Origin of the sequence: Ruegeria sp., from assembly GCF_040830605.1 — a bacterium.
GTDB lineage: Bacteria > Pseudomonadota > Alphaproteobacteria > Rhodobacterales > Rhodobacteraceae > Ruegeria.
In genome coordinates, this window is record NZ_JBFOMD010000001.1 from 121,097 (window position 1) to 147,378 (window position 26,282).

General features: G+C 64.9%; 22 protein-coding genes. 7 read left to right on the forward strand and 15 right to left on the reverse strand.

Annotation, left to right across the window (positions count from 1 at the left end):
- Positions 1 to 21 precede the first annotated feature (21 nt).
- The 8 genes from pcaG to AB3N21_RS00560 all read right to left on the reverse strand — a co-directional run bounded on the left by pcaG (position 22) and on the right by AB3N21_RS00560 (position 11,466).
- The gene (pcaG, locus tag AB3N21_RS00525; RefSeq protein WP_367933370.1) at positions 22 to 642 is read right to left on the reverse strand and encodes a protocatechuate 3,4-dioxygenase subunit alpha; all 621 of its coding nucleotides are present in this window, start codon (positions 640 to 642) and stop codon (positions 22 to 24) included.
- Complete coding sequence (gene pcaH, locus AB3N21_RS00530) at positions 642 to 1,370, reverse strand: protocatechuate 3,4-dioxygenase subunit beta (protein WP_367933371.1); 729 nt, start codon at positions 1,368 to 1,370, stop codon at positions 642 to 644. Before pcaH ends, pcaG begins: the two co-directional genes overlap by 1 nt.
- On the reverse strand, positions 1,367 to 1,744 hold the full coding sequence (gene pcaC / locus AB3N21_RS00535) for a 4-carboxymuconolactone decarboxylase (protein WP_367933372.1): 378 nt from the start codon (positions 1,742 to 1,744) through the stop codon (positions 1,367 to 1,369). The genes pcaH and pcaC overlap by 4 nt, the downstream gene beginning before the upstream one ends.
- Before the next feature lie 310 nt (positions 1,745 to 2,054).
- Positions 2,055 to 3,725 carry a thiamine pyrophosphate-binding protein gene (locus AB3N21_RS00540; RefSeq protein ID WP_367933373.1) on the reverse strand — a complete coding sequence of 557 codons (1,671 nt, stop codon included), beginning with the start codon at positions 3,723 to 3,725 and terminating at the stop codon, positions 2,055 to 2,057.
- A 4-nt stretch (positions 3,726 to 3,729) separates the two neighbouring features.
- Positions 3,730 to 6,141, reverse strand: coding sequence for an FAD-dependent oxidoreductase (locus AB3N21_RS00545; RefSeq protein WP_367933374.1), 2,412 nt, complete (start codon positions 6,139 to 6,141; stop codon positions 3,730 to 3,732).
- Entirely contained in the window at positions 6,138 to 8,612 is a 2,475-nt protein-coding gene (locus tag AB3N21_RS00550) for an FAD-dependent oxidoreductase (protein ID WP_367933375.1), read from the reverse strand. The genes AB3N21_RS00545 and AB3N21_RS00550 overlap by 4 nt, the downstream gene beginning before the upstream one ends.
- Complete coding sequence (locus tag AB3N21_RS00555; protein WP_367933376.1) at positions 8,609 to 9,922, reverse strand: aspartate aminotransferase family protein; 1,314 nt, start codon at positions 9,920 to 9,922, stop codon at positions 8,609 to 8,611. Before AB3N21_RS00555 ends, AB3N21_RS00550 begins: the two co-directional genes overlap by 4 nt.
- Positions 9,922 to 11,466: a trimethylamine methyltransferase family protein gene (locus AB3N21_RS00560; protein ID WP_367933377.1), complete on the reverse strand. Its 1,545-nt coding sequence runs from the start codon at positions 11,464 to 11,466 to the stop codon at positions 9,922 to 9,924. The genes AB3N21_RS00555 and AB3N21_RS00560 overlap by 1 nt, the downstream gene beginning before the upstream one ends.
- Before the next feature lie 127 nt (positions 11,467 to 11,593).
- Here AB3N21_RS00560 and AB3N21_RS00565 point away from each other — a divergent pair, with 127 nt between their 5' ends.
- Positions 11,594 to 12,454: a LysR substrate-binding domain-containing protein gene (locus tag AB3N21_RS00565; RefSeq protein ID WP_367933378.1), complete on the forward strand. Its 861-nt coding sequence runs from the start codon at positions 11,594 to 11,596 to the stop codon at positions 12,452 to 12,454.
- Between the two features lie 154 nt (positions 12,455 to 12,608).
- On the opposite strand, the gene AB3N21_RS00570 is transcribed toward AB3N21_RS00565, so the two are convergent.
- The 6 genes from AB3N21_RS00570 to AB3N21_RS00595 form a co-directional block, all read right to left on the reverse strand.
- The gene (locus tag AB3N21_RS00570) at positions 12,609 to 13,004 is read right to left on the reverse strand and encodes a RidA family protein (protein WP_367933379.1); all 396 of its coding nucleotides are present in this window, start codon (positions 13,002 to 13,004) and stop codon (positions 12,609 to 12,611) included.
- A 12-nt stretch (positions 13,005 to 13,016) separates the two neighbouring features.
- Positions 13,017 to 14,639 carry an AMP-binding protein gene (locus AB3N21_RS00575; protein WP_367933380.1) on the reverse strand — a complete coding sequence of 541 codons (1,623 nt, stop codon included), beginning with the start codon at positions 14,637 to 14,639 and terminating at the stop codon, positions 13,017 to 13,019.
- A gap of 3 nt (positions 14,640 to 14,642) precedes the next feature.
- Positions 14,643 to 15,788 carry an acyl-CoA dehydrogenase family protein gene (locus AB3N21_RS00580; protein ID WP_367933381.1) on the reverse strand — a complete coding sequence of 382 codons (1,146 nt, stop codon included), beginning with the start codon at positions 15,786 to 15,788 and terminating at the stop codon, positions 14,643 to 14,645.
- Between the two features lie 81 nt (positions 15,789 to 15,869).
- On the reverse strand, positions 15,870 to 16,667 hold the full coding sequence (locus tag AB3N21_RS00585; protein ID WP_367933382.1) for an enoyl-CoA hydratase family protein: 798 nt from the start codon (positions 16,665 to 16,667) through the stop codon (positions 15,870 to 15,872).
- Positions 16,664 to 17,131, reverse strand: coding sequence for a MarR family winged helix-turn-helix transcriptional regulator (locus AB3N21_RS00590; protein WP_367933383.1), 468 nt, complete (start codon positions 17,129 to 17,131; stop codon positions 16,664 to 16,666). Before AB3N21_RS00590 ends, AB3N21_RS00585 begins: the two co-directional genes overlap by 4 nt.
- Complete coding sequence (locus AB3N21_RS00595; protein WP_367933384.1) at positions 17,128 to 19,422, reverse strand: bifunctional salicylyl-CoA 5-hydroxylase/oxidoreductase; 2,295 nt, start codon at positions 19,420 to 19,422, stop codon at positions 17,128 to 17,130. Before AB3N21_RS00595 ends, AB3N21_RS00590 begins: the two co-directional genes overlap by 4 nt.
- A gap of 121 nt (positions 19,423 to 19,543) precedes the next feature.
- Between AB3N21_RS00595 and AB3N21_RS00600 the strand changes: the two genes are divergently transcribed.
- From AB3N21_RS00600 to AB3N21_RS00625, 6 genes are all read left to right on the forward strand, one after another.
- The gene (locus AB3N21_RS00600) at positions 19,544 to 20,317 is read left to right on the forward strand and encodes an alpha/beta hydrolase (protein ID WP_367933385.1); all 774 of its coding nucleotides are present in this window, start codon (positions 19,544 to 19,546) and stop codon (positions 20,315 to 20,317) included.
- A 5-nt stretch (positions 20,318 to 20,322) separates the two neighbouring features.
- The gene (locus AB3N21_RS00605; RefSeq protein WP_367933386.1) at positions 20,323 to 21,159 is read left to right on the forward strand and encodes a tryptophan 2,3-dioxygenase; all 837 of its coding nucleotides are present in this window, start codon (positions 20,323 to 20,325) and stop codon (positions 21,157 to 21,159) included.
- 447 nt (positions 21,160 to 21,606) lie between these two features.
- Positions 21,607 to 22,473 carry a xanthine dehydrogenase family protein subunit M gene (locus tag AB3N21_RS00610; RefSeq protein WP_367933387.1) on the forward strand — a complete coding sequence of 289 codons (867 nt, stop codon included), beginning with the start codon at positions 21,607 to 21,609 and terminating at the stop codon, positions 22,471 to 22,473.
- Positions 22,470 to 22,949 carry a (2Fe-2S)-binding protein gene (locus AB3N21_RS00615; RefSeq protein WP_367933388.1) on the forward strand — a complete coding sequence of 160 codons (480 nt, stop codon included), beginning with the start codon at positions 22,470 to 22,472 and terminating at the stop codon, positions 22,947 to 22,949. Before AB3N21_RS00610 ends, AB3N21_RS00615 begins: the two co-directional genes overlap by 4 nt.
- Positions 22,949 to 25,207 (forward strand): xanthine dehydrogenase family protein molybdopterin-binding subunit, encoded by a 2,259-nt coding sequence (locus AB3N21_RS00620; RefSeq protein ID WP_367933389.1) that lies wholly within the window; start codon positions 22,949 to 22,951, stop codon positions 25,205 to 25,207. Before AB3N21_RS00615 ends, AB3N21_RS00620 begins: the two co-directional genes overlap by 1 nt.
- Positions 25,200 to 25,445, forward strand: a complete 246-nt coding sequence (locus tag AB3N21_RS00625) for a MoaD/ThiS family protein (protein ID WP_367933390.1) — start codon at positions 25,200 to 25,202, stop codon at positions 25,443 to 25,445. Before AB3N21_RS00620 ends, AB3N21_RS00625 begins: the two co-directional genes overlap by 8 nt.
- Positions 25,446 to 25,477: 32 nt before the next feature.
- On the opposite strand, the gene AB3N21_RS00630 is transcribed toward AB3N21_RS00625, so the two are convergent.
- On the reverse strand, positions 25,478 to 26,281 hold the full coding sequence (locus AB3N21_RS00630) for a PaaX family transcriptional regulator C-terminal domain-containing protein (protein WP_367933391.1): 804 nt from the start codon (positions 26,279 to 26,281) through the stop codon (positions 25,478 to 25,480).
- Position 26,282 lies beyond the last annotated feature (1 nt).

The following is a 26,282-nucleotide window of genomic DNA, read 5'->3' on the forward strand; positions in this document are numbered from 1 at the left end:
CTAGGTTTGTAACAGCTCGGTTCAGATGTCGAAGAATACGGTTTCTTCCTCGCCCTGTATCCTGATGTCGAACCGATAAAGCGCCTTGCCGTCGCGCTCGGACCGCTGGGCGATCAGGGTGGCGCGGCGGCGTTCCCATTCGATGAGGGTTAGGACCGGGTCGGTTGCGTTGGCTTCGGCCTCGTCGCTGAAATAGAGCCGGGTGTTGAGGCCCAGATTGATGCCGCGCGCCACAATCCAGAGGTTGATGTGGGGGGCCTGAACGGCGCCGTTCCGCCCCGGGGTCGGGCCGGGTTTGACGGTGTCGAAACCCCATTCTCCGGTGTCGAAATCGGTGATCACCCGGCCCCAGCCGCGAAAGCCGCCCTCGGTCTTGCCGGGCTGTTCGGGATGGGCATAGATACCGTCCGCATTGGCCTGCCAGACCTCGAGCAGCACGTCCCTGACCGGTGAGCCGGTGCCGTCGATCACCAGCCCCTCGACCCGGATACGCTCGCCGCGCGCATTGGGGCCTGCGATGTCATGGCCAAGCTCGTGGTCGTAGATATCGAACCCCGCCGCCCCGGGGGCGAGGCCGATATGGACATATGGCCCGGCGGTTTGCGAGGGGGTTTCCTTGAGGTAGGGCAGCTTGGGCGGCATCAGTTCCCCTCCAACCGGTTTTCGAACAGGGTCGAACGCCGCCCGCGCAGCACGATGTCGAAGCGGTAGGCGATGGTGTCGAGCGGGATGGTCGCGTTCATATCGAGCGGTGCGATCAGGCGGTCGATGGCGGCCGGGTCGGGGATGGTGTTGACGATGGGGCAGCGGGCGATCAGCGGATCGCCCTCGAAATACATCTGGGTGATCATGCGCTGGGCAAAGCCGGTGCCGAAGACCGAGACATGAATATGCGCGGGCCGCCAGTCGTTGATCCAGTTGCGCCACGGATAGGCGCCGGGTTTGACGGTGCGGAAATGATAGCGGCCCTCGGCGTCGGTTAATGTCCGTCCGCAGCCGCCGAAATTGGGATCGAGCGCGCCCAGATAGGTGTCCTTGCGGTGCCGGTAGCGGCCCGAGGCGTTGGCCTGCCAGATCTCGACCAGCGTATTGGGCACAGGCTGTGCGTTTTCGTCCAGCACCCGCCCGTGCACGATGATGCGCTCGCCGATGGGGCTCTGGCCCGGTTGTGCAAAGTTTGCCAGCAGGTCGTTGTCGAGCGGGTCGATATCACTGTGTCCGAAGACCGGGCCGGTGATTTCCGAGACGGTGTTTTCCAGGCTGATCGCCGCGTATTGCGGTGAGCGGGTGACCGAGGTCTTGTAGTCGCGCGCATAGGCGGGCGGGTGCCAGCGCCGGTCGCGGGCGTAGAATTCGGCGGATTTGGTCATGGCTCTGCCTCCATCTCGGCATAGGTGGCCTTGGCCAGTTTCAGCGCATGGTTGGCGCGGGGCACACCGGCGTAGATAGCCACATGCTGGAAGGTTTCGAGCACGTCCTGTTTTGATGCCCCGGTCCGGGCGGTGGCGCGGATATGCATGGGGATTTCGTCAAAATTCCCGGTGGCGGCCAGCAGGGCCAGGGTCAGCATCGAGCGTTCGCGCAGGGAGATGCCATCGCTGGCCCAGACGGTGCCCCATGCGGCCTCGGTGATCAGGTCCTGAAACGGGGTGTCCAGATCGGTTTTGGCAGCCTCGGCGCGGTCCACATGGGCGTCGCCCAGAACCGCGCGGCGGATCTCCATGCCTTTGTCGCGACGGTTCATTGCTGGTGAACCTCTGGCCCGGGCGGGCGGCGCCGATCTTGTCGCTTCTGCATCACTGTTTCCTCCCGTGCACAGATTTGACCAAAATACGGTGAACGGCCAGCCAAATATCTTGGTCGTCGGTATGTGACCGATCCATATGAGGAGAATGCCGACAGTTGGGGAGCCGCGTTATGTGTGGTCTGAGCCGGTTGCGCCAGACGTTGCGGCCCGTTTCATGGGCGCGAGTGGGCGCTAAAAATCGCCGGCGCAAATATCGGCCAAGCGTGAGGTCACCCCGACGATGATCGTGTCCCAGACTGGCTTGGGGTCACTCCTTTCCCGTTGCCTTAAACAGATCCTTGCGCAGGGTCATTAGCGCGCCGGGATCGATCCGGGCCTGAATGACGGTGGTCTGTCCGCTGTCCAGCGCCTCTTTGATGGCCGGTCCCATGCCACCCGGACCGTCCACCCAGATGCCCTTGCCGCCGCAGCTTTCCGCGAAGTGGTCGAAGCGGGGTGAGCGGATTTCGGCGCCCAGAAGGCGGCCACCAAAAAACTCCCGCTGATAGGCCTTCTCGGCGCCCCAGGCCTGATTGTCGAGTACGACGACAACCACCGGCAGATTATGCGAAACGGCGGTCTGAATCTCCATCATCGTATAGCCTATGGCGCCGTCGCCCATGATCGCCACCACCGGGCGGTCCGGGGCAGCGGCCTTGGCGCCGATGGCGGCGGCGAGGCCGAAGCCGACAAGCCCGAAATCGAGCGGGGTGATCAGAGACAGCGGCGCGTAGTGGGCCAGCCGGTCGGCGGCCTGTAGGCAGGTGTTGCCGGTGTCGAGCGTAGCGATGGCATCCTCGGGCAGGGCGCCCCGTATCTCGGCCAGCGCCCGGCGCGGGTGCAGCGGCATGGTGTCGATCTGGCCCTCTTCGGCTCGCTCCGCCCACAGGTCCTCCATGTCTGCTTGAAAGCTCTTGCGCCAGTCGTCGCAATCGGGCCTTGACGTGACCTCGCGCAGTGCCTCCGCCGTCAGGCGGGCATCCCCCTGCGCCGCGATTTCGGCAGGGAAATAACGACCCACGGCAGAGCCTTCGATATCGACATGGGCAATCCGGGTGTGTTCGCCTACATAGTCGTTCGAATGAAAGGTCGAGTTGAACCCCAACCGCGCCCCGAGCACGACCATGACATCAGCCTCTTTCGTCAGTCTGCTGGCCACCCGGTTGCCGCGCGGCCCGGCCTGCCCGGCGAACCATGGATGGCGATGCGGCATCACGTCGGCATGACCGGTCGAGGCCACGACCGGAACTTCCAGCGCTTCGGCCAGTGCAACGAGAGCGTCACGCCCATGCCCCCATTTGAACCCGGCCCCGGCGAAGATGACCGGGCGCTGCGCGGCGCCGAGGAGGGACGCGATGGCAGCTATATCTTCCGACGCTGCCGGTCCCGGGCGGGCGATCCTGACCGGTTGAGGGTCCACGGAGGGCATGTCCGCCGCGAAGATATCGCGCGGCACGTGCAGCACGACAGGCCCGCGGCGTCCCGAATTGGCCAGCCGGATCGCGTCTTCCAGCATCGGTACAAGCCGCACGGGGTCGGTCACCATCACCGAGCGCTTGCAGATGGGTTGAAACAGCGCGACCTGGTCGACCTCCTGAAAGGTGTCCTTGGCCTGATCGGCCCGCGTGATCGCCCCGGCGATGACCACCAGCGGCGAGTAGGCCAGATGCGCCTCGGCCACGGCAGTGACGATGTTGACGACACCGGGACCCGCCTGAGCGCCCAGCACCACGCCCGGTTTGCCGGTCATCCGCGCCCAGGCATCCGCCATATGACCCGCCGCACGCTCGTCCCGGGCGCCGACATAGGCGATCTCGCCGCCCTTGTGCAGGGCATCATAAAGCTCGAGCATTGAACCGCCGAGCAAGCCGAACACCGTATCGATCCCGTTGGCCTTGAGGACGCGATAGACGGCCTCACCTCCGTTGATGGTGGTCATATGGTCACTCCTCGGATCTCGGGCGCAGGTTCTCGGGGTCGAACAGCGCGGTGTCGTGGATGGTTACAAGGTGGGTGGCGTTGAGGATTTGCACGGCCAACCCGTCGCGCGGGGTGCCCTTGCGGACAAACAGCCAGCCGAGCGATTTGCCGACCGTGTAACCATACCCGCCCGAGGTTGTCAGCCCGACAACCCGATCCCCCAGCAGCACCGGTTCGCCCCCATGAATGTCGATCCCCTCGGCGTGCAGTTCGGCATAGAGCAACTCCCATTCCGGTGCCCGGGACAGAAGCGCCTGCTTGCCGACAAAGTCGCGCCCGTCGGTCACAACGAACCGGTCAAGGCCGATGTCGAACGGCCCTATATCGGTGGTCAGCTCGGCGCTGGCGCGATAGGCCTTTTCCATTCGCATGCCGTTGAAAGCGTATGACCCCAGATCGGTTAACCCGTGCTTTTCACCAGCTGCGAAGAGGGCGTCATAAAGCTCGGCGATGCGGTCGAGCGGCGCGTGCAGCTCCCAGCCCAGTTCGCCCACGAATGAGACCCGCAGGGCGTAACAGGGCACCCCCGCCACCTCGATTTCCTGACCCGACAGCCGCGGAAAGGCCGCGTTGGAGAGATCGCCATCGGTCAGATCGCGCAGGATGCGGCGTGAGGCAGGGCCGGACAGGGCCAGCATGCCCCAATCGGCGCTGCGGTTGATCATCGTCACATCCTCGCCGGGACGGATATGCGTGCGGATCCAGTCGAAATCCGGCCCCGCGCGAGCGATGGCTGAGCCGGTGAAATAGCGGTTCTCGCCCATACGCCAGATCGTGATTTCGGTCTCGAACCGGCCCTGTTCGGTCAATAGGTGGTTGAGGCTGATCCGACCGTCCGAGCGTGGGATGCGGTTCGCCGAAAGCCGGCCGAGCAGACGGTCCGCATCCCTGCCCGTGATCTTGAACTGGGCAAAGGCGCAGAGGTCGATCACGCCCGCTGCGCGGCGGGTCGCCATGGCCTCGGCCTTAGCGTTCTCGTGCCAGGGCGGGCGCCCCCAGCCGATCTGTTCGGTCTCGCCGACCGCGCCGAAATAGCGCGGGCGTTCCCAGCCGGCGATCTCTCCGAACACGGCGCCCTTGGCGGCCAGCCGGTCATAGAGCGGATGGCGCCTGACCGGCCTCAGGCTTGCGAACTGTTTGCCGGGGCACGGCGTGTCATGGCGGCGCATGAACTCGTCTGTGGTGCGTTCGACGATGAACGCGTCGGTTGCGAAATCGCCATAGCGGCGCGGGTCGAGGGAGCGGGTGTTGATCGGTGTCTCGCCATGCACCATCCAGTGGGCCAGCACCTTGCCCGCGCCACCGCCCCAGGCCAGCCCGATGGAGGACCCGCAGGCCAGCCACACATTAGGCGCCCCGGAGGGTCCCACCAGCATGCCGCCATCGGGCGTGTGGGTGATCGCCCCGCGCACGACGCGTTTGATCCCGAGATCGGCAAGGATCGGCATCTTGCCGAAGGCCACCATCAGGAAATCGCCAATCGAGTCGTAATCGGCCTCGAACAGCTCATTCTCAGCCGCCCAGGGCGCGCCCTCGGGCATTTCCCAGACGGTGGGGCAGCGATGACCTTCGTAAATGCCGATCAGCCCGGATTGCTGTTCCTGCCGGATATAGCCGCCAAAGGCATTGTCGCGCATCACCGGAAACTCGGGGCGACCAGCGAATTCCGGCACGGTGTCGGTGACAAGGTAGTGGTGCAGGCAGGAGACGGAGGGGATTTTCAATCCGAACCATTCTCCGACCTGATTGGCGTAGGATCCTGCGGCGATCACCACATGTTCGGCCAGCACATCGCCCTGCTCGGTGTGCAGGTGCCAGGCAATGCCTTTGCGGCCGGCGCCCGTCACAAGGTTGCGTCGTTCGATCCGGGCCCCGCGCGACCGGCTTGCCGCCGCCAGCGCCATTGTTACACCTGAAGGGTCGATGTGACCGTCCTTGAAGGTCTGCACGGCAGCCTTGACGTCATCGACCTTGTAGAACGGGTTGCCTTTGGCGACCTCCTCCGGGCCCACAAGCTCCATCGGCAGATCGAGCAAACGGCCCACGCCCAAGATCGACTTCATCCAGTCGACCTCGTCGTCGGTGGTGGCGATACGGAAGCCGCCGACCTCGTGCCAGCCGATGGACTGACCCGTTTCGGCCTCGACCCGCTTGTAGGTCTCGATCGAGGTCTTATTGATCCAGCCCGCGATGCGGCTGCCGACGGCATGGGCGATCTGACCAGCGGCGTGCCAGGTCGAGCCGCTGGTCAGCTCCGCCTTTTCAAAAAGGATCGTGTCGGTCCAGCCGTTCTCGGCCAGTTGAAACTGCGCGGCGACGCCCATGATGCCGCCCCCGATGATGGCGACTTGCGTGGTGCGGGTGGTGTCGCTCATGCAAACGCCTCCTTGGCAGGTTTGAGTGAGGCGCGGGCGGTGAACCGGGTGCAGGCTATTTCAACCTCTAGCCCGTCCACGACCGGTTCGGAGGCAAGCCGGTCGAGCGCCGCGTCGACTATGGCCAAGGCGACCGAGTGGCCAAAGCGGTAGCTCCACGCGGCCGAGGTGATCTGGCCTACCACGCGGCCATCGAACCAGACCGGCTCATCGTGGATCGGGATCGCATCCGGGTCGTCGAACAGGAGTGAAACGATCCGACGTCCCGCGCCAAGGCGTTTCGAAACGCCTTGATCAAGAGCCTTCGAAGGCTCTTGAAAAGCGGTTTCCAAACCGCTTTCCCCCGACAGATGGCACAGCGCGTCCTCGCCCACAAAGCCCGTGCCCCAGGCGCAAAACGCCTCCAGACCGGCCTCGAACGGGGTGGTTCCGGGCGAGAGTTCATGTCCGAAGGCCCGAAACCCGCTTTCGATGCGCAAGCTGCCGGACGCATAGAGCCCCGCATGGCTCGCCCCTGCCGCGACCAGCGCCTCATGCGCGGCTGCGGCCATGTCGGAGGGAATGTACAGTTCGTAGCCATCCTCGCCCGTAAACGACAGCCGCCCGACCCAGCCGCAGGCAAGGCCGATCTCGACCGGGGCGAAGTGGAAACGTTTGAGTTGGGGCACACGCGTGTTCGAACACGCTTGCAGCACCTCATGCGCCCTTGCGCCCGCCAGTCCGAGGATCGCGTAACCGCTGGTCACGTCTGCGAATTCCACCCGGGATCCGCCCTTGGTCTCGCGCATCCGCTTGAGATCCCGCACGACCTCTCCAGCACCAACGATCATCAGATAGGTCTCGGGGCCATGCCGCTGAACGGTAAGGTCGCTTTCGATGCCACCGCGCGCGTTGAGGATCTGGGTATAGGCGATCCGGCCCACGGAAATGTCCATCTGCGCGGTGCAGAGGCGGTTGAGAAAGGCGCACGCATCCGGCCCGTGCACCCAGATTTTGCCAAAGGCGGATTGGTCCAGAATGGCCGCGCCACTGCGGCAGGCCTCAACCTCATGCCCCACCTGTTCGCGCCATTTAGGCACTCCGAACGTCAGCGGCAGATGCGCCGCAGCTCCGCCGAAATGCACCGCCCTTTCCCAGCCGCCGCGCGCTTCGAACCGGGCCCCGGCGGCCACCAGCCCGGCATGGATGGGCGAGCGGCGCTGTCCCCGCGCGGTTTCCATCGCCCGGCCCGGATACGGGTTGTCGTAGTGGCGGCCCAGCACCTCGGGGATACGCGCCTCAAGCGCGGCCAACACGTTCATCTCGGGACCAAAGCGGCGGATATCGGCCTCGGCCAGTTCCATCGTCGGTTCGCCCGTAATGATCCATTCGGCCATCGCCCGGCCCGCGCCACCGGCCAGCGCGATCCCGGTGGAGTTCATGCCGCCGAGCAGGAACAATCCCGGCACCTCTGGGCTTTCACCCATCATGAACTGGCTGTCAAGCGTGAAGCTTTCCGGCCCGTTCAGCAGCATCCGCACCTCGGCGCGCTCCAGCGCCGGGATGCGGTGCAGCGCGTTTTCCATCATCGGCATGAAATGATCCCAGTCCTCATCCAGCAGGTCAAAGCTGAAATCGGCGGGCAGGCGGTCGAGCGGCAGGCCCTTGGCGTGGGGCTCGAAACTGCCCACCAGCAACCCTTCGACATCGTCGCGAGTATAGAGGAAGGCATCCTGATCGTTGAGCGTCGGTAGATGGGTGCCCTTGCCCAGTGCCTGCACCTCTGCCAGCGGCTTGGTCAGGATGTAGAAATGTTCGCAGGCAAAAAGAGGCATGTGGGCGCCAGCCATCGCCGCGACCTCGCGCGACCAGAGCCCGCAGGCGATCACCACTTCCTCGGCCTCGATCAGATGCGAACCCACCTCGACACCGCTGATCCGCCCGCCCGTCTTGCGCAGACCGGTCACGAGTGTGTCCTCAAAGAACCGCACGCCACGCGCCTTCGCTCCCTTCGACAGCGCCAGCGCCACGTCGGACGGGTTCACCCGGCCATCCGCAGGCGACCAGACCGCGCCGATAACGTCATCAGTTTCGATCAGGGGCCAGAGTTCCCTGGCCTGGCCCGCATCGACCACCTCAGCCTCAAGCCCGAAGGCGCGGCCCAGGCTGACCTGCCGTTTAATGTTGGTCAGCCGGTCCGGGTTGGTGGCAAGCGTCAGCGATCCGGTCTGGACCCAGCCGGTGGCCTGCCCGGTCTCGCCTTCCAACGCGCCGTAGAGGTCGATCGAGTAGTTGATGAGTTTCGTCAGCGTGGCCGAGGGGCGCAGGCGGCGGACCAGGCCAGCGGCATGCCAGGAGGTGCCGCTGGTCAGTTTCGAGCGTTCCAGCACCACGATATCCTGCCGCCCCTCACGGGCGAGATGGTAAGCGATGGAACAGCCGATGATGCCGCCCCCGATGACGACGGTGCGGGCATGGGTGGGCAGGGTCATGCGAGCACTCCATCGCGGATCAGATCGCCGATCACGGCGTCAAAGGCGGCCACCGCTTCGTCCACGAGGTCCGGTGTGTGCGGCAGCCCGGTAACGCAGGAAGTGTGGGACATGAAATCGACCCCACGTTCCAGCAACCCGTCCTTCAGTCCCTTGACCAGCCCGGGCGGCACCTTGCGGATCGTTGCGGCATCCAGCCCGGTGACCGAGGGGCCGCCGAAATAGAGATGGCAGGTGGAGCTGTTGCCATAGGCCGTTGCGGCAAGGCCGTGGCGGGCGAAAACGCCGTTGAAGCCGTCGCGCAGCCGGGCGGCCATGGCATCCGCATGCGCCTGCACCTCGCCGGTTGACAGAATTTCCATCGCGCGGATCGCCCCAGCGGCCACCATTGGTGCTGCGTTGAACGTGCCCTTGTGGCTGACCGGGGGGGTGAGGCCGTCGCGCACCTCGAGCGGGCTAAGAAGCTCCATCAGTTCGGCCTTCCCGACCAGCGCGCCGCCGGGTAGCCCGCCGGTGGCGATCTTGGCCAGCGTGGTGAGGTCCGGCACCACCCCGTCGAGCGCTTGCCGCCCGCCCGGCGACCAGCGCAGGCCGGTGATGACCTCGTCAAAGACCAGCACCCGGTCGAGATCGTCCGCGAGACGGCGGATGCCCTGCAGGAACCCATCGGGCAGAGGGACGGAGCCATAGTTTGCGCCCGACGCTTCGACGAAGATCGTGCCGATCCCGGTGTCCTGCGCCAAAATTTCGCCGATCCGGGCAAGTTCGGGCGGCGCGACCACGGTCAGATCGGACATTGCCTGCGGCACGCCCAGAGAGGGCGGCGTGTCGGTGCCGGGCTTCGCCCCGGTCAGCAGCAGGTCGTGCCAGCCGTGGAAATGCCCGTCGATCCGCAGCACTTTCTCCCTGCCGCTATGGGCCCGGGCGACCCGCAACGCCAGCATGGTCGCCTCGCTACCCGATCCGGTGAAACGTACCCGCTCGGCCGAGGGAAACAGGCGGCAGAGCCATTCGGCCCATTCGACCTCAAGCGGATGGCAATCGCCGGTATAGGGCATCTGATGCATCTGCCGGGCCACGGCCACGGCGATCTCGGGGTGGGCATGGCCCAGAATCTGGCTCGCCGCGCCCAGCTTGAAATCGATATAGCGCTTGCCTTCCACGTCCCATTTTTCCGCGCCCTTCGCCCGGGTGAAATAGATCGCGTGCGGCTGTCGGTAGCGGAATTCGTGACTGGCGCCGCCGGGGATCACGGCGCGGGCCCGGGTGGTCCAGTTGGCGTTTCCGGCGGTGTCGCGCAATTGGGTCATCAGCTTGCCCTCCCGATCTGTTTCCGGCTCAGGCGGATGTCGAACCGGGCCCGCAATGCGCGGTCCGTGTCGTCGTCGATATGCGCGGGGAAATGGCTGGTGAGGATCTCTTTTGCCCGGTCGCCCGCCGCGTCTCCGACCGGGTGGGCGCCGTCGGCCTCCCAATCCCCCGGAGCGCGCCGATCTCCGACATTCGGGTAGAAATAGTCGGCTTTCATACGTTCGAACGTGTGTTGCTGGCCCAGGTAGTGACCTTCGCCCCGGCACACGCCTGCGATGACGTCGGCGGCAACGTTTTCTGGTGTCGCTTCGATCCCGCGCACGGTGCGCAGTATGTTTCCCAACATGTCGTTGTCGGCCACATAGGCGGCGTGGCTGACGCCCAAGAGGCTCGACATCATGCCCGCAGCCTGCGTGATCAGGTTAGCGCCTGCATGGGCCGCCATTGTCACGGCCAAGGCTTTTTCTGAGCCGTATTGCGCATCCAGCGTCTTGGCATCGGTGATCCCCGCGATGGAACTGGTGGGCAGGTTCCAATGGCGCCCCATCTGTGCGGCACCTGCCATGAGGATCGCCTGCTCGCCACCGCCACCGGACATCGATCCGGTCCGCAGATCCGCAACCAGCGGCTTGGGGGCGAAAATGGCCCGCACCTCAGGGTCGACCAGCCGCGCAAAGACCAGCCCGGCCAGTGTTTCGGCCACCGCCTGCGCCAGTGAACCGGCAATGGTGGCGGGGCTTGTCGCTCCGGCCTGTCCGGCGCTGATCAGTTGCACGGGAAAGCCCGCAAGGATCGCCGCGTCCAGCACGTCGCAGGCCTCTTCGGCGAAGCGCATCGGCGGCACCACATGACAGACCATGACCGTCAAAAAGGGCCGCGCCCGAAACGCCGCCTCGCCCCCTGCGATCCGGTAGCAGAGCGCCGCGACATCGGCGACATTGGCGGGTTCGGTGATCGAGATTGAGACATGTTTCGACGTGCCCATCAGGCAGGCATAGGCGGTGTTGATGTCCATCGCCGCGTTGTCGGGCAGGTCGCGGGCAACGACCGAACGGCTGAAGTGATGAATGTTCTCCATCCGGTCGGTGATGCGGGCGGCATCGTAGAGATCCTGCAGTGATGAGTCCCGATAGACCCCGGTATCTAGATCGAAGACACCGGGGGCCGCGCCTCCAGTCGACATGTGTACCCGTGCCCCTTCGATTCGCAGATCATGTTCAGGGGTCTGGCCGCACAGGGTGAAATCCCGCCGCGCGTTGGCGATGGTTTCGCGAACCAGTTTTCTGGGAAACAGTAGGCGTTTGTCGTCGGTCACTCTGCCCCCGGCGGCAGTGACCTTGTCGATCATGGCTTCGGTTGCCTGGCTCAACCCCAGGGTTTCGAGCAAGTCAAGCGTAGCATTTTCGACCAGCGCGACTTCATCATCCGACAGCGGTTTGAACCGGCCGCCAACAACCCCGGGCCAGACCGGTGGGTTTGCATCCGGCTGAGCTGCCGCGTTGGCGCGGTTTTTGCGTCCTCGCCGGGTGACGGGGTTCGGCATGATTGCCTCGGATAGAATTTACTCAAGCCAGGCTCCTCGGAAACGGTCCTATTTACAAAGGCATTTTTCTCGACAAATGATGAGCAAAACTCATGGATGTTCCGCAATGCTTCCTTCCCTGCCTGCCATGCGTGCATTTGATGCGGCCGCCCGGCTGGGCAGTTTCCGGGCGGCAGCTGAGCAGTTGTCGGTCAGCGCAACTGCAGTCAGCCATCACATACGCGGCCTCGAACAGCAGCTTGGACGGCGCCTTTTCGACCGGACCGGGCGCACCGTTGTATTGACCGAAGACGGCAAGAAGCTTTCAGAGGCGACCCGGCAGGCGTTCGGGCTGCTGGAGGGGGCTGTTGACGCTCTGCGCGAGGCGCCGCGAAAGGTTGTCCGTATCGCGGCAGGGCCCATTTTCACCGCCCGATGGCTGATGCCTCGCATCGGTGAATTCTGGGAACGCCATCCGGATCTTGAGCTTGAGTTTCTTCCCTCCTACCGGCCCGGCGATCTGGCGACCGGGTCCGCCGATATCGTGATCCGGTGGGAGCGGGTGCAGGACATGCCGGCGCATGCCACCAAGCTGCTTGAGCTTGAGCCCGTCGCAGTGGCGAGCCCCGCTTTCGTCGAGCGGCATGGCCCCTTCGCTGACCCCGGCGACCTGCTATCGGCGCCCATTCTGCACCAACGCAATCACTGGGGCTGGCTCGACTGGTTCTCGGCCCAGGGTGTGAAACCCTCCGAAGCTTTGCGCGGTGCGCTCTTTGAGGATGCCAATGTCATGTTGCGAGGCGCCGCCGAGGGGCAGGGCGCCATTGTCGGCTGGCTGCCACTGATCGAGCAGGACCTGAGGGATGGGCGGATCGTTCGGCTGTTTGACGAGAAGATCGCCCCGACACATGGGTATTTCGCCGAGCTGCGGGCGGGAGCCCGACCCAGAAAGGACATACAATCCGTTTTCAATTGGTTGGTTTCATTGAACCATGCCCTGCCTCAATAACTCGCCGCAACCACACCCCGAGTACCTGATATGTCACCAAAAGCGGCCAATTGACGAATGTGCGGAGAACTCCGGGATTTGATCCGAAATGTATCGCGTCGATACTTGTGTGGCCGTAGAAGTTGGTCCCGGCTTTTTCTCACGTGCCGCCGCATCAGCTTATCACTGCGGTCGCCTCGATCTCGACCAGTGCCTCGTCCTCGATCAGGCCTGCGACCACCACCATGGCCATGGCCGGAAAGTGGCGGCCCATGATCCGGCGGTAGGCGGCGCCGATCTCGGACTGGCGGGCGAGGTATTCGCGTTTGTCGGTGACATACCAGGTGAGGCGGGTGATGTGCTCTGCCCGCCCCCCGGCGGCCTCGACCACATCGAGGATATTACGCAGCGCCTGTTCCATCTGGCCGATGAAGTCATGGGTTTCGAAGACCTGCTGCGCGTTCCAGCCGATCTGCCCGCCGACAAAGAGCTGCCCGTCCTCAGTTAGCATACCGTTGGCATACCCTTTTGCCGGGGCCCAGCCGTCGGGTTGAATGATCTCATGTGCCATATCTGTCTCCGCTCAGGCCTCATCCGCGCGCAGGCGAAAGCGCTGGATTTTGCCGGTCTGGGTTTTGGGCAGTTCGGTGATGAATTTGATGCTGCGGGGGTATTTGTAGGGGGCGATGGTGGCCTTCACGTGATCCTGCAGGACCTTGACCATCAGCGCGTCGCCCTCATGCCCCTCGGCCAGCACTACATGCGCCTCGACGATCTGGCCGCGCGCTTCGTCCGGGGCGCCGATCACGCCACATTCGGCCACGGCGGGGTGGGCGAGCAGGGCGGCCTCGACCTCGGGCCCTGCGATGTTGTAGCCCGAGGACACGATCATGTCGTCGCTGCGGGCGGCGAAATGCAGGTACCCGCCCTCATCCATCATGAAACTGTCGCCGGTGATGTTCCAGCCATCCCGCACATACTCCGCCTGCCGGTCATCGGCCAGATAGCGGCAGCCGGTAGGCCCGCGCACCGCCAGCTTGCCGACCTCGCCGCGTGGGGTCTCGTTGCCGTCGGCATCCAGCACTTTGACCTCATACCCCGCGACCGGCTTGCCGGTGCAGGCCGGGCGGTGGTCGTCGAAGCGGTTGGAGATGAAGATGTGCAGCAGTTCCGTGGCGCCGATCCCGTCGAGCATCGGCTTGCCGGTCTTCTCCATCCATTCGTCATAGACCGGTGCGGGCAGGGTCTCGCCCGCCGACACGGCTGCCCGCAGCGAGCTGAGGTCGGCGCCCTCATCCATCGCCTGCAGCATGAAGCGATAGGCGGTGGGGGCGGTGAAGCAGACGGTCGCCTTATAGGTCTCGATGATCTCGACCATGTTCGGGGGCGAGGCCTGTTCCAGCAGCGTCGCCGCTGCACCGAAGCGCAGGGGAAAGACCGCCAGCCCGCCCAGCCCGAAGGTGAAGGCCAGCGGCGGGGAGCCGACAAAGACATCCTCCTCGGTCACGCCCAGAATTTCCCGCGCGTAGCCATCGGCGATGATCATCAGATCGCGATGGAAATGCATCGTCGCCTTGGGCTCTCCGGTGGTGCCGGAGGTGAACCCCAACAGCGCCACATCGTCCCGTCCGGTCTCGACCGCGTCGAACAGGACCGGTTTCTCCAGTGCCAACCGGTCCAGCTCGGCATCGTGGTTCGAGGTGCCGTCGAACCCCACCACGGATTTCAGATAGCCCGAGGCCTTGGCGCATTTCACCAGCTCTTCCATCAGCCGCGTGTCGCAGAGTGCGTGCGTGATCTGCGCCTTATCGACGATCTGGGTCAGCTCTCGCGTCCGAAGCATGGGCATGGTGTTGATCACCACCGCACCCGCCTTGGTGGCGGCCAGCCAGCAGGCGACCATGGCGGGGTTGTTGGCCGACCGGATCAGCACCCGGTTACCGGGTTTCACACCCAGATCCTCGACCAGCACATGGGCCAGGCGGTTGGTCCAGTCCGACAGTTCCTTGTAGGTGCGCCGCCGTCCGTTGCCAATCAGGGCGGTGTGATCGCCATAACCCTTGCCGACCATGGCGTCGGTCAACTCGACGCCCACGTTCAGCCGTTCGGGGTAGTCGAACCCGTCCAGCAGAAAATCCGGCATCAGATCGGGCGGCGGCAGGTTGTCCCGCGCGAACGTGTCCACATGTGCCGTTGGTCCCAGCATGGTTCAGCCTCCTCCCTGAAACGCCCCCATGGTCTGCCGCGCGATCACGACGCGCTGCACGTCGGATGCGCCTTCGTAGATGCGCAGGGCGCGGATATCGCGGTACAGCTCCTCGACCTTTTCGCCGCGTCGTACGCCGTCGCCGCCGAAAAGCTGCACCGCCTTGTCGATGACCCTTTGCGCCTGATCGGTGGAGTAGAGCTTGGCCATCGCCGCCTCGCGGCTGACCCGCGCGGCGCCCATATCCTTGGCCCAGGCGGCGCGATAGGTGAGCAGGGCGCTGGCGTCCACATCAACCGCCATGTCGGCGATATGGCCTTGCACTATCTGAAGATCGAACAGCGGCGCGCCGCCGATCTGCCGCGCCGAGGCCCGCGCCAGCGCCTCATCCAGCGCCCGCCGCGCAAATCCCAGCGCTGCCGCTGCCACGGTCGAACGGAACACATCAAGCGTCGCCATCGCCACCTTGAACCCTTCGCCTGCTGCCCCCAGCAGCGCCGAGCGCGGCACCCGCATATCGGTGAACCGCAACCGGGCCAGCGGGTGCGGCGCCATCACCTCAAGCCGCTCGACCACTTCGAACCCCGGTAAGCCGGCGGGAATGACAAAGGCGCTCAGCCCTTTCGCGCCCGGCCCCTCACCGGTGCGGGCGAAGAGGGTGTAGACATCGGCAATCCCGCCATTCGAAATCCAGGTCTTCTCGCCGTTCAGCACATAGTCATCGCCATCCTGCACCGCCGTCATCGTCGAATTCGCCACATCCGAGCCCGACTGCGGCTCGGTCAACGCAAAGGCGGCCATCGCCGCGCCGGACCGGGTGCGCGGCAACCACTCCGCCTGCTGCTCGGCGGTGGCAAACAGCGATATCGCCCCGGTCCCCAGCCCCTGCATGGCAAAGGCGAAATCCGCCAGCCCGTCATGCCGCGCCAGCGTCTCGCGGATCAGGCACAACGTGCGGACATCCAGCGCACCGCCGGTATGCTGCAACCAGCCCGCATCGCCCAGATCCCGAACCAGCGCGCGGCAGGCCGCGTCCACATCCGCATGATCCACCTCCAGATGCGCCGCACACCACTGCTCCAGTTCCGCCGCCAAGCCGCGATGCCGGTCCTCGAAAAACGGCCAGTTCAGGAAACTTCGGTCAGGCATGTGCGGCTTCCTCCCTTCATCTTTTCCCAAATACTCCCGCCGGAGGCTCCCGCAGCTTGCCACATGCGCAAGATCATCGGATCAATCCCCCTCGAACACAGGCCGCTCCTTGGCGACAAAAGCCGTGTAGGCCCGCTCGAAATCGCCGGTCTGCATGCAAAGCGCCTGCGCCTGCGCCTCGGCCTCGATGGCCTGTTCGATCGACATCGACCATTCCTGCGCCAGCATGGTCTTGGTCATCATGTGGGCAAAATTCGGCCCCGCCACCAGCTGCGCCGCCATCTCCCGTGCGGCGCCGTCCAATTCAGCGCCTGAAACCAACCGATTGTGAAAACCCCAGGCGTGTCCCTCTTCGGCATTCATCGCTCGGCCGGTGAACAGCAATTCCGCCGCGCGGCCCTGGCCAATGATCCGGGGCAGGATGGCGCAGGCGCCCATGTCGCAACCGGCGAGCCCGACGCGGGTGAACAGGAACGCCACCTTTGCCTCGGGCGTGGCGATCCGCAGATCCGAGGCCATGGCGATGATTGCGCCGGCGCCCGCGCAGATGCCGTCGATGGCCGCAATCACCGGCTTGCCGCAATTCACCATCGCCTTGACCAGGTCGCCGGTCATCCGGGTGAAGGCCAGCAGCTCTTTCATGGTCATGCGCGTGAGCGGCCCGATGATGTCATGCACATCTCCGCCTGAGCTGAAATTGCCGCCGTTCGACGCAAAGACCACTGCCTTCACATCCTCGCGGTAGTGCAGATCGCGGAACCAGTCACGCAGCTCGGCATAGCTGTCGAAGGTCAGCGGGTTCTTGCGCTCGGGCCGGTCCAGCGCAATGCGGGCGATGCCGTCGCCGATCTCGCACAGGAAATGTGTCGCCTCGCTCATGCCGGTCCCTCCGTCAGTATCCTGTCCAGCTGTTCGGTCATCTCTGCCGCCTCATCCGGACTCAGCGCGCCCAGTAACTGATCCACCCAGTTCTCATGCTCCGAAGCCTGACGGGCAAACTCCTCGGCCCCCTTCCGCGTTAGCCGCACGCGCGAGGCGCGGCGGTCGCCCGGCACCGCCTCGCGCAGGACAAAGCCTTCCTCCACCAGCCGCTCGACGATGCCGGTAACATTGCCGTTCGAGACCTTGAGCAGCCCCGACAACTCGCTCATCTTCAGCCCGTCGCCATGGCGGCTGAGCGCGGACATCACGTCAAAGCGCGGCAGGGTCGAGGCGAACTCGACACGCAGGTTCTCGCGCAGGTCGGCCTCGATGCCGCGGGACACTTTCAACAGCTTCAGCCAGAGCCGCAGGCGCGCCTTGCTGTCGGGTTCCCGTTCGGTCCGTTTTGCGATTGCAGTCATGCCCGTATCTCCATTTCCGCCTCGCGATCCGCCAGCCGCCAGGCCTGATCCCGGCCCGCCAGATAGGGCAGGGGCCACTCGGCGTGGCGGTCGCCGATCCGGGCAGCTTCGTGCAGGGTCCAGTAGGGGTCGGCCAGGTGCGGGCGGGCGATGGCGATCAGATCGGCGCGGCCCGCCATCAGGATCGAGTTGGCATGGTCCGCCTCATAGATATTGCCCACCGCCATGGTGGCGATCCCGGCCTCGTTGCGGATACGGTCCGAGAACGGGGTCTGGAACATGCGACCGTAGATCGGCTGGGCCTCGGTCGTGGTCTGCCCGGCGGAGACGTCTATGATATCAGCCCCGGCGGCGCTGAATTGGCGGGCGATTTCAACCGCCTCTTCCGGGGTCACGCCATGTTCGCCGACCCAGTCATTGGCCGAGATGCGCACCGACATCGGTTTCTCCGCAGGCCAGACCGCCCGCATGGCGGCGAAGACCTCCAGCGGATAGCGCATGCGATTCTCAAGCGAGCCGCCATAATCGTCGGTGCGCTGGTTCGAGATCGGCGAGATGAAGGACGAGATCAGATAGCCGTGGGCGGCGTGAAGCTCGATCATGTCAAACCTGGCGCGCCCGGCCATCCCTGCCGCCGCAACGAACTGATCCCGGACGCGGTTCATGTCGTCGCGATCCATCTCGCGGGGGATCTGGTTTTTGGCGGACCATGGGATGGGGGAGGCCGACATGACCTGCCAGTTGCCGTTCTCCAGCGGCGCGTCCATCTCCTCCCACCCCAGCTGGGTCGACCCCTTGCGGCCCGAATGGCCGATCTGGCAGCAGATTTTGGCGCGGGTCTCGGCGTGGACGAAATCGACGATCCGCCGCCACGCGGCCTCATGCTCGGGCGCATACAGCCCCGGACAGCCCAGTGAGATCCGGCCCTCGGGGCTGACGCAGGTCATCTCGGTATAGACCAGCCCGGCACCGCCCTTGGCGCGCTCGCCCAGATGCACCAGATGCCAGTCGGTGGGGCAGCCCTCGACCGCCTTGTACTGCGCCATGGGGGAAACCACGATGCGGTTGGTCAGCTCCATGCCGCGCAGCCGGTAGGGGGCGAACATCGGTGCACGCACCGGTTCGGATGCGCCGCCCGAGCGGGTCTGGAACCATCCTTCCGCCCCGTTCAGCCATGCGCCGTCCCGCAGCCGCAGGTTCTCGTGGCTGATCCGCTGCGACCGGGTCAGCAGCGCGTAGTTGAATTGCACCGGGTCCATGTCGAGATAGCGTTCCACCTGCTCGAACCATTCCAGCGAGTTCCGCGCCGCCGATTGCAGGCGCAACACCTCAAGCCGCCGCTCCTCCTGATAGCGCTGGAACGCCTGTTCCATGGTCGGCTCGGAATGCAGGTAATTGGCCAGCGAGATCGCGCTGTCGAAGGCCAGCCGGGAACCGGAGCCGATCGAGAAATGCGCGGTTGCCGCCGCGTCGCCCATCAGCACCACATTCTGGTGGTGCCATGTCTCGCAGAGCACCCGGGGGAAGTTCATCCACACCGCCGAACCGCGCAGGTGGCTGGCATTGGACATCAGCGCATGCCCGTCCAGATGTGCCGCAAAGATGCGCTCGCAGGTGGCGATGCTGTCCTCTTTGGACATGTGTTCAAAGCCCCAGGCGTCCCAGGTCTGTTGACTGCATTCCACGATCACCGTCGCGGTGTCGGCGTCGAACTGGTAGGCGTGGATCCACATCCAGCCGTGTTCGGTCTTCTCGAAGATGAAGGTAAAGGCGTCGTCGAATTTCTGATGGGTGCCGAGCCAGATGAACTTGCACTTTCGGGTGTCGATATCGGGTTTGAAATGCTCGGCCAGATCGCTGCGCACGCGCGAGTTCAGCCCGTCGCAGGCCACGATCAGATCGTACTCGGCCTGATATTCGGCCACCGGGCGCGCCTCGGTCTGAAACTGCAGATCAACACCCAACTCGCGGGCGCGATCCTGCAACAGCAGCAGCATCGCCTTGCGTCCGATCCCGGCGAACCCGTGCCCGCCCGAGACGGTGCGGTGCCCGTCATGGATCACCGCGATATCGTCCCAATAGGCGAAATTCGCGCGGATCGCCTCGGCGCTCTTGGGGTCGTTCGCGGTCAGGTTCTCCAGAGCGTCGTCGCTCAGCACCACGCCCCAGCCGAACGTGTCGTCGCCCTTGTTGCGCTCGATCACGGTGACCTCATGCGAGGGGTCCCGCAGCTTCATCGAGATCGCAAAGTAGAGGCCCGCCGGGCCGCCTCCCAGACATGCAACGCGCATTCGTGTCCTCCCCATGCCCGCAAGGGTATGGTTGCGCGGCGGCGGTTTTATTTCAAGTATAAAGTTTCAGGCTTGAAGTAATTGGGGTGCAAGCGTAGCCTGAAAGGCGGAGGAGAGGTGCATGATCGACTGGGACGATGCGTTCGACAATTCCGGCTATGTGCCCGGGTCCGATGAGCTGCCCGCGCGCTGGGCGGCCGAGGCGGCCACATGGCGCGAGCAAGGTGGAGAGTTCGACATCGCCTATGGCGATGCCCCGCGCAACCGGCTGGACCTGTTCCGCCCCGAAGGTGAGGCGCGGGGGCTGGTCGTGTTCATCCATGGGGGCTACTGGCAGATGCTCGACAAGAGCTACTGGTCCCATTTCGCCGCCGGGCCGCTGTCGCAGGGCTGGGCGCTGGCCATTCCCAGCTATACTTTGGCGCCCGAGGCGCGGTTGAGCCGGATCGTGGACGAGGTGCGGGCGGCGATCGAAGAGGCGGCGCGGCATGTCGCCGGGCCGATCCGTCTGGTCGGCCACTCGGCGGGCGGGCATTTGGTGGCGCGCATGGCTTGTGCGGACGGGCCGCTGCCGAATCGGGTCGAAAAGGTGGTTGCGGTCAGCGGTATCCACGATCTGCGCCCGTTGCTGCATACTGAAATGAGCCAAACCCTGCGCCTGGATGCGGCCGAGGCCGCCGCGCAGAGCCCGGCGCTGTTGTCCAGACGCGAAGGGGTGCAGGTTACCTGCTGGGTCGGCGCAAACGAGCGCCCGGAACTGGTGCGCCAAACGCGGGTTTTGTCCGAAGCGTGGCAGGTGCCGAACGTTTTCGACCCGGGCCACGATCACTTCAGCGTGGTCGAGGAGCTGGGCCGGCCCGGCTCTGCGCTGCTTACGGAACTGCTTGAGGACTGAACCAGATGCCCAAAGCCTACGACCCCAGCCAGGACGGCGCCAAGATGTCCTATGCCAAGGACATGAGCTATGGCGACTATCTGCATATGGATGAGCTGCTGGCGACCCATCAGTTGCACTCCGATGCTCATGATGAGCTGCTTTTCATCATCCAGCACCAGACCAGCGAGCTGTGGATGCGGCTGGTGCTGCACGAGCTGTCGGCGGCGCGTCAATTGCTGCAGCAGGGCGAGGATTTCCGGCCCGCCTTCAAGATGCTCAGCCGGGTGGCGCGGATCTTCGATCAGCTGAACTCGGCCTGGGACGTGCTCCGGACGATGACGCCCAGCGATTACACCGCGTTCCGCGAGGCGCTGGGCAGTTCCTCGGGCTTTCAGTCGCATCAGTATCGGCTGATCGAGTGCATGCTGGGCAATCGCAATACGGCGATGATGAAGGTGCATGAGCACCGGCCGGAACTGCATCGGATGCTGGCGGAGGAACTGAAGCGCCCCTCGCTCTACCACGTGGCGCTGGATGCGCTGTCGGCGCGGACCGGGGTGGCGTTCGGGGCGCAGGTCCGGCGGATGGACAGCCCTCACGCCGCCGATCCGGAGGTGCGGCAGGCGTGGCTGATGGTTTATGAGGACACCGCGCGGTACTGGGATCTCTACGAGCTGGCCGAAAAGCTGGTGGATCTTGAGGATTACTTTCGCCGCTGGCGGTTCAACCATGTGACGACGGTTGAGCGGGTGATCGGCTTCAAGCGTGGCACCGGTGGCACCTCGGGCGTGCAGTATCTGCGCCGGATGCTCGAGGTGGAACTGTTTCCGGAGCTTTGGCATTTGCGTGGTGAACTGTGATCCTGACGCGTGATTCGGGCTTGGTAAAACTGGCAAGCCGCGCGGGCGGCTCCGATGACGGTGGCCTCCCGAGCCGATCAGAGGGCCGCGGCCTCCCTCGGGTGGGCGCTCATGGCGGATGAGATTAGCGCTTTATCTCAAAAGTCCTGAAGGACGGCCGGGCGGCGCGGGACATCGCCAATGCGCCCTTCCAAGGGGGAGGGAGGTCGCGGCCCGGCGGGCTTCGCCCTTGATTCCGGTCCAAAAAGCCGGCTGGTAAAGACTTGAGAGCGGCGCTGTCCAGTCAACTGACATAACCAGTCGACAAACCTGCCCCTCCCTTTGTCTGTTCACGACATTTCAGGGGTAAAATTTCCGTCGCTCATGACATGGACGAGGGCGGATTGCTGCACTACCTTCGCGGCGAACACCCCAGTCAATCCTGACCAACAGGTGCGAGGTATATTGATGGACTACCACAGCCCCGCCAGTTTTGCCGAGGCCTCGGCGCTGGCTGCAAATGCAACGGGCATCACCCGGTTTCTGGCCGGCGGCACCGATGTGCTGGTGCAGCTGCGCGCGGATATCGTGACTCCGGACACGCTGATCGACATCAAGAAGATAGGCGGCGTGCGGGACATTGCCCGGAACGCCGATGGCAGCTGGACGCTCGGCGTTGCCGTGACCGGCGCCGAGATGAGCGAACATCCCGAGCTTGGCCGCGACTGGCCCGGGCTGGTCGAGGCGATGGACCTGATCGGCTCGACCCAGGTGCAGGGCCGCGCGACGCTCACCGGCAACCTGTGCAACGCCTCACCGGCAGCCGATTCCGTTCCGGCCATGATCGCCGCTGGTGTTACCGTGACGGTAACAGGCCCCGGCGGAGACCGGGTTGTTGCGGTCGAGGATATCCCGACCGCGCCGGGCCGCACCTCGCTGGGAAGGGGAGAGCTGATCTCGGCCGTACATGTGCCCGCGCGCGGGCGGAATGCGGGGGATGCTTATCTCCGTTTCATTCCGCGCACAGAGATGGACATTGCGGTGGTGGGCTGCGGCGTGAACCTGCGGCTGGATGGCGATACGATTGCCGAGGCGCGGGTGTCGCTGGGGGCCGTTGCGCCGACCGTGCTGCTGGTCGAGGACTGTGCCGAGGCCATCATTGGCACTGCACTGGACGATGCTGCGCTGGATAAGCTGGCCGCCGCCGCCTCTGCCGCCTGCAACCCGATTGACGACAAGCGCGGCACCATCGAATTCCGTACCGAGGTCGCCGGTGTGCTGGCCAAGCGCGCCGCCAAGATCGCCTATGCCCGTGCCAAGGGAGAACAAGCATGAGCAAGATCCACGTCTCGACCACCGTAAACGGCGATACGGTCGAATATCTATGCGATCCGCGCGAAACCCTGCTGGATTGCCTGCGCGACAGGCTGAACCTGACCGGCGCCAAAGAGGGCTGCGGCACCGGCGATTGCGGCGCCTGCTCGGTGACGGTCGACGGCCGCCTGGTCTGTTCCTGCCTGATGCTGGGGGCCGAGGCCGAGGGCAGGCAGATCGAAACCGTCGAAGGCATGGCGGATGGCGAAGAGCTGCATCCGCTGCAGAAAAAGTTCATCGAATATGCCGCGCTGCAATGCGGCGTCTGCACACCGGGGGTTCTGGTGGCCGCCAAGGCGCTGCTGGAAAAGAACCCCGACCCGACCGAAGAGGAAACCCGGTACTGGCTGGCGGGCAACCTGTGCCGCTGCACCGGGTATGACAAGATCATCCGCGCCGTGATGGATACGGCGGCTGAGATGCGGGAGGCTTCGTGATGGCTCTGGACGATCGCAAATCCGATTTCAAATTCGTAGGAACCCGGCCTGACCGCCCCGACGGTCTGGACAAGGTGACGGGGCGGGCAAAGTTCGGCGCGGATGCCCATGCACCGGGGATGCTGCATGGCGCGATCCTGCGCAGCCCGCATGCCCATGCGCGGATCGTGAAGATCGACGCCTCGAAGGCCGAGGCGCATCAGGACGTCAAGGCGGTCATCACCCGCGCCGATTTCTCGGACAAGGTGCCGTTCAAACCGGGGCTCGAGGGCGAGTTCTGGAACGTGCTGGAAAACGTCATGGCGGGCGAAAAGGCGCTTTATGACGGGCATGCGGTGGCGGCCGTGGCCGCGACCTCGGCACTGGCGGCGCGGGATGCACTGAAGCTGATCGAGGTGGAATATGAGGTGCTTCCGCACGTCACCGATGTGGATAAGGCAATGGCGCCGGACGCTCCGGTGATCCGCGAAGGGGCCGCCGACTATTCGGTGCCCGAGGGGATGCACCCGAACGTGGTGCGCTATCACGAAAGCGGCCATGGCGATGTCGAGACCGGGTTTGCCGAGGCCGATCTGGTGATCGAGGACAGCTTTGTCACCGAGGCCACTCATCAGGGATATATCGAGCCGCATGCCTGCCTGGCCTCGCTGGGCAATGACGGCAAGGGCGAGTTGTGGTGCTGTACGCAGGGCCACTGGATCGTGCAAAAGACCTGTTCGGCGCTCCTGGGCATGGAAACCTCGAACCTGCGGGTCACCGCCTCGGAAATTGGCGGCGGTTTCGGCGGCAAGACCACCGTGTTCATCGAACCGGTGGCGCTGGCGCTCTCCCGCAAGGCCAACCGGCCGGTCAAGGTGGTGATGAACCGCTCCGAGGTGTTCCGGGCCACGGGGCCAACCTCGTCCGCGTCGATGGATGTGAAAATCGGCATGAAGAAGGACGGCACCATCACCGCAGCCGAGGGGATCTTCCGCCTGCAAGGGGGGGCGTTCCCCGGTGCGCCGGGTGACATGACCGCGATGTGCGGCTTTGCGCCTTACAACCTGACCAATGTGCGGCAGGTGGGTTATGACGTGATGGCCAACCGTCCGAAACAGGCGGCCTATCGCGCGCCGGGCGCACCGATGGGAGCGTTTGCGGTGGAATCGGTCATCGACGAGCTGTGCAACAAGCTGGGCCTCGACCCGATTGATGTCCGCCTGAAAAACGCGGCGCATGAGGGCACTAAGGCCAGCTATGGACCGCGCTATGAACGGATCGGGCTGGTGGAAACGCTTGAGGCCGCCAAGGCGCATCCGCACTACGCAGCGCCGCTGAAACCGGGGCAGGGGCGCGGGATTGCCTGCGGGTTCTGGTTCAACCATGGCGGCGAAACCTCCGTGTCGCTGGCGCTGTCCGAGGATGGTTCGGCCCAGCTCATGGTCGGCACGCCGGATATCGGCGGCTCGCGCGCATCCATGGCGCTGATGGCGGCCGAGGTGTTGGGCATCCCGTACGAGAACATTCGGGTGACCGTCGCGGACACAGCCACCTTGGGTTACAACGACGTCTCCCACGGCTCGCGCGTGACCTATGCATCGGGTCTCGCCACCATCAAGGCCGCGCACAATGCGGTCGAAAAGCTATGCGAACGGGCGGCTGCCAAGTGGGGCATTCCGGTCGATGCGGTGAAGTGGGAGGATGGCTGCGCCGTGCCTTCGGGCCCCAACGCGGGCGATTTCGACCCGATGCCACTGGCCGATATCACGGCCAATATGGGCTCGACCGGTGGTCCGATCTCAGGCCATTTCGAGGCGACGCCGGAAGGGGCCGGCGTGTCCTTCGGCACCCATATCGTCGATGCCGAGGTTGATCCGGAAACCGGTAAGACCGCTGTCACCCGCTACACCGTCATCCAGGACGCGGGCAAGGCGATCCATCCGGCCTATGTCGAGGGGCAATATCAGGGCGGCGCGGTGCAGGGTATCGGCTGGGCGCTGAACGAAGAGTACATCTATGGCGAGGACGGACGACTTCAGAACTCGATCTTCCTCGACTACCGCATTCCGGTGGCCTCGGATCTGCCGATGATCGACACGGTGATCGTAGAGGTGCCGAATCCGGGTCATCCGTTCGGCGTGCGCGGGGTCGGGGAAACCGGCATCGTGCCGCCGCTGGCGGCCATCGCCAATGCCGTGTCGAACGCAGCGGGTGTGCGGATGCGCCAATTGCCGATGTCACCGCCGCGCATCCTCGCGGCGCTCAGGGACAATGGTTGAGGTCAACCTCTGGTCCGGCCTTCGGTCTCTGACCGGGGGCCGGCAGGTGGTCGAGGTCGAGGCCTCGGATACCGGCGAGCTGTTGCGCGAACTGGTCCGCGCCTATCCGGCGCTGCAAGGTCCTATCGACGCGGGCGTGTCCGTGGCCGTCGACGGGCGGATCATCGCGGGCAGCCTGAACGAGCCGATCCACCCCGACAGCGAAGTCTATCTGATGCAGCGCCTGCGCGGAGGGTGAGGCTAGGCAATTCTAACCTCGACCGGCGAATATCAGACAGCGGCATTTACCTCGGCGGGACCGGTGAAAGGCAGCGTATCGAGCAGGCGGAAGACTTCGGCCCGGCACAGTTCGCCGGTCCAATCGTCGGGATAAAACACCTCAGGCAGGTCGGGATGGCGCAGCACGACGCGGCGCCAGCGGTGGACGATCAGGGTGCGCAACGTGGCGATTTGCAGTGGCGTTGGCTGCCAGTCTGCGGGACGGGTTCTGCGCACCCGCTGCGCAGCGTCGTGCAGGCTGGTGCAGGCGGCGATCAGATCAGGTGGGCAGAGTCGGGATTGCAGCCAAGCGGGTGCCGCGCGGGCGGTTACCTCGAAGGCGGCCAGATCTTCACAATCGGCGGGCAACGGACCCGCCCCCAAGGCGACGGCGCGGCCAATGGGAGTGTAGGGCTTGGTCAGCATCAGGTCGTCCAGCGTGCGGATGCCCGGCCCGTCCTCGGCGATCAGCAGGTGCCAATCCTGTGCAATCTCAGGCTCGCGCGCGTAGATGCGGGGGGTGACCTGCGCCGATTGTGCGCGGCCATAATCGGTCAGAAAGTGCATGGAGGCCCGCCCGCTGCGCGCGCTTTCGATCCATCCATCCTTGCGCAGCCGGTGCAGGGCCACGCGGATCGCCTCGGGCTTGATGCCCATCGGCTCGATGATGCGGGTCACGGCACCGCCTGAGAGCTGGGCGCCGCGCTCCTGCGCCAGATCGCCGAACAGTGAGACGATGATCGACCAGACCCGTTGGTTTTGCGGGTCAATCAGTTCGGTAACGGCCGTTTCGAACCACGCGTCGTTTTGGGTCATG

Bases quoted from the DNA above. Each gene is read 5' to 3' on its own strand.
- AB3N21_RS00550 (WP_367933375.1), bottom strand. From the start codon at position 8,612: ATGACCCTGCCCACCCATGCCCGCACCGTCGTCATCGGGGGCGGCATC.
- AB3N21_RS00545 (WP_367933374.1), bottom strand. From the start codon at position 6,141: ATGAGCGACACCACCCGCACCACGCAAGTCGCCATCATCGGGGGCGGC.
- AB3N21_RS00565 (WP_367933378.1), top strand. From the start codon at position 11,594: ATGCGTGCATTTGATGCGGCCGCCCGGCTGGGCAGTTTCCGGGCGGCA.
- AB3N21_RS00610 (WP_367933387.1), top strand. From the start codon at position 21,607: ATGGACTACCACAGCCCCGCCAGTTTTGCCGAGGCCTCGGCGCTGGCT.
- AB3N21_RS00605 (WP_367933386.1), top strand. From the start codon at position 20,323: ATGCCCAAAGCCTACGACCCCAGCCAGGACGGCGCCAAGATGTCCTAT.
- pcaC (WP_367933372.1), bottom strand. From the start codon at position 1,744: ATGAACCGTCGCGACAAAGGCATGGAGATCCGCCGCGCGGTTCTGGGC.
- AB3N21_RS00600 (WP_367933385.1), top strand. From the start codon at position 19,544: ATGATCGACTGGGACGATGCGTTCGACAATTCCGGCTATGTGCCCGGG.
- AB3N21_RS00630 (WP_367933391.1), bottom strand. From the start codon at position 26,281: ATGACCCAAAACGACGCGTGGTTCGAAACGGCCGTTACCGAACTGATT.
- pcaG (WP_367933370.1), bottom strand. From the start codon at position 642: ATGCCGCCCAAGCTGCCCTACCTCAAGGAAACCCCCTCGCAAACCGCC.
- AB3N21_RS00570 (WP_367933379.1), bottom strand. From the start codon at position 13,004: ATGGCACATGAGATCATTCAACCCGACGGCTGGGCCCCGGCAAAAGGG.
- AB3N21_RS00585 (WP_367933382.1), bottom strand. From the start codon at position 16,667: ATGAGCGAGGCGACACATTTCCTGTGCGAGATCGGCGACGGCATCGCC.
- AB3N21_RS00625 (WP_367933390.1), top strand. From the start codon at position 25,200: ATGGTTGAGGTCAACCTCTGGTCCGGCCTTCGGTCTCTGACCGGGGGC.
- AB3N21_RS00540 (WP_367933373.1), bottom strand. From the start codon at position 3,725: ATGACCACCATCAACGGAGGTGAGGCCGTCTATCGCGTCCTCAAGGCC.
- AB3N21_RS00560 (WP_367933377.1), bottom strand. From the start codon at position 11,466: ATGCCGAACCCCGTCACCCGGCGAGGACGCAAAAACCGCGCCAACGCG.
- AB3N21_RS00590 (WP_367933383.1), bottom strand. From the start codon at position 17,131: ATGACTGCAATCGCAAAACGGACCGAACGGGAACCCGACAGCAAGGCG.
- AB3N21_RS00555 (WP_367933376.1), bottom strand. From the start codon at position 9,922: ATGACCCAATTGCGCGACACCGCCGGAAACGCCAACTGGACCACCCGG.
- AB3N21_RS00575 (WP_367933380.1), bottom strand. From the start codon at position 14,639: ATGCTGGGACCAACGGCACATGTGGACACGTTCGCGCGGGACAACCTG.
- AB3N21_RS00580 (WP_367933381.1), bottom strand. From the start codon at position 15,788: ATGCCTGACCGAAGTTTCCTGAACTGGCCGTTTTTCGAGGACCGGCAT.
- AB3N21_RS00595 (WP_367933384.1), bottom strand. From the start codon at position 19,422: ATGCGCGTTGCATGTCTGGGAGGCGGCCCGGCGGGCCTCTACTTTGCG.
- AB3N21_RS00620 (WP_367933389.1), top strand. From the start codon at position 22,949: ATGGCTCTGGACGATCGCAAATCCGATTTCAAATTCGTAGGAACCCGG.
- pcaH (WP_367933371.1), bottom strand. From the start codon at position 1,370: ATGACCAAATCCGCCGAATTCTACGCCCGCGACCGGCGCTGGCACCCG.
- AB3N21_RS00615 (WP_367933388.1), top strand. From the start codon at position 22,470: ATGAGCAAGATCCACGTCTCGACCACCGTAAACGGCGATACGGTCGAA.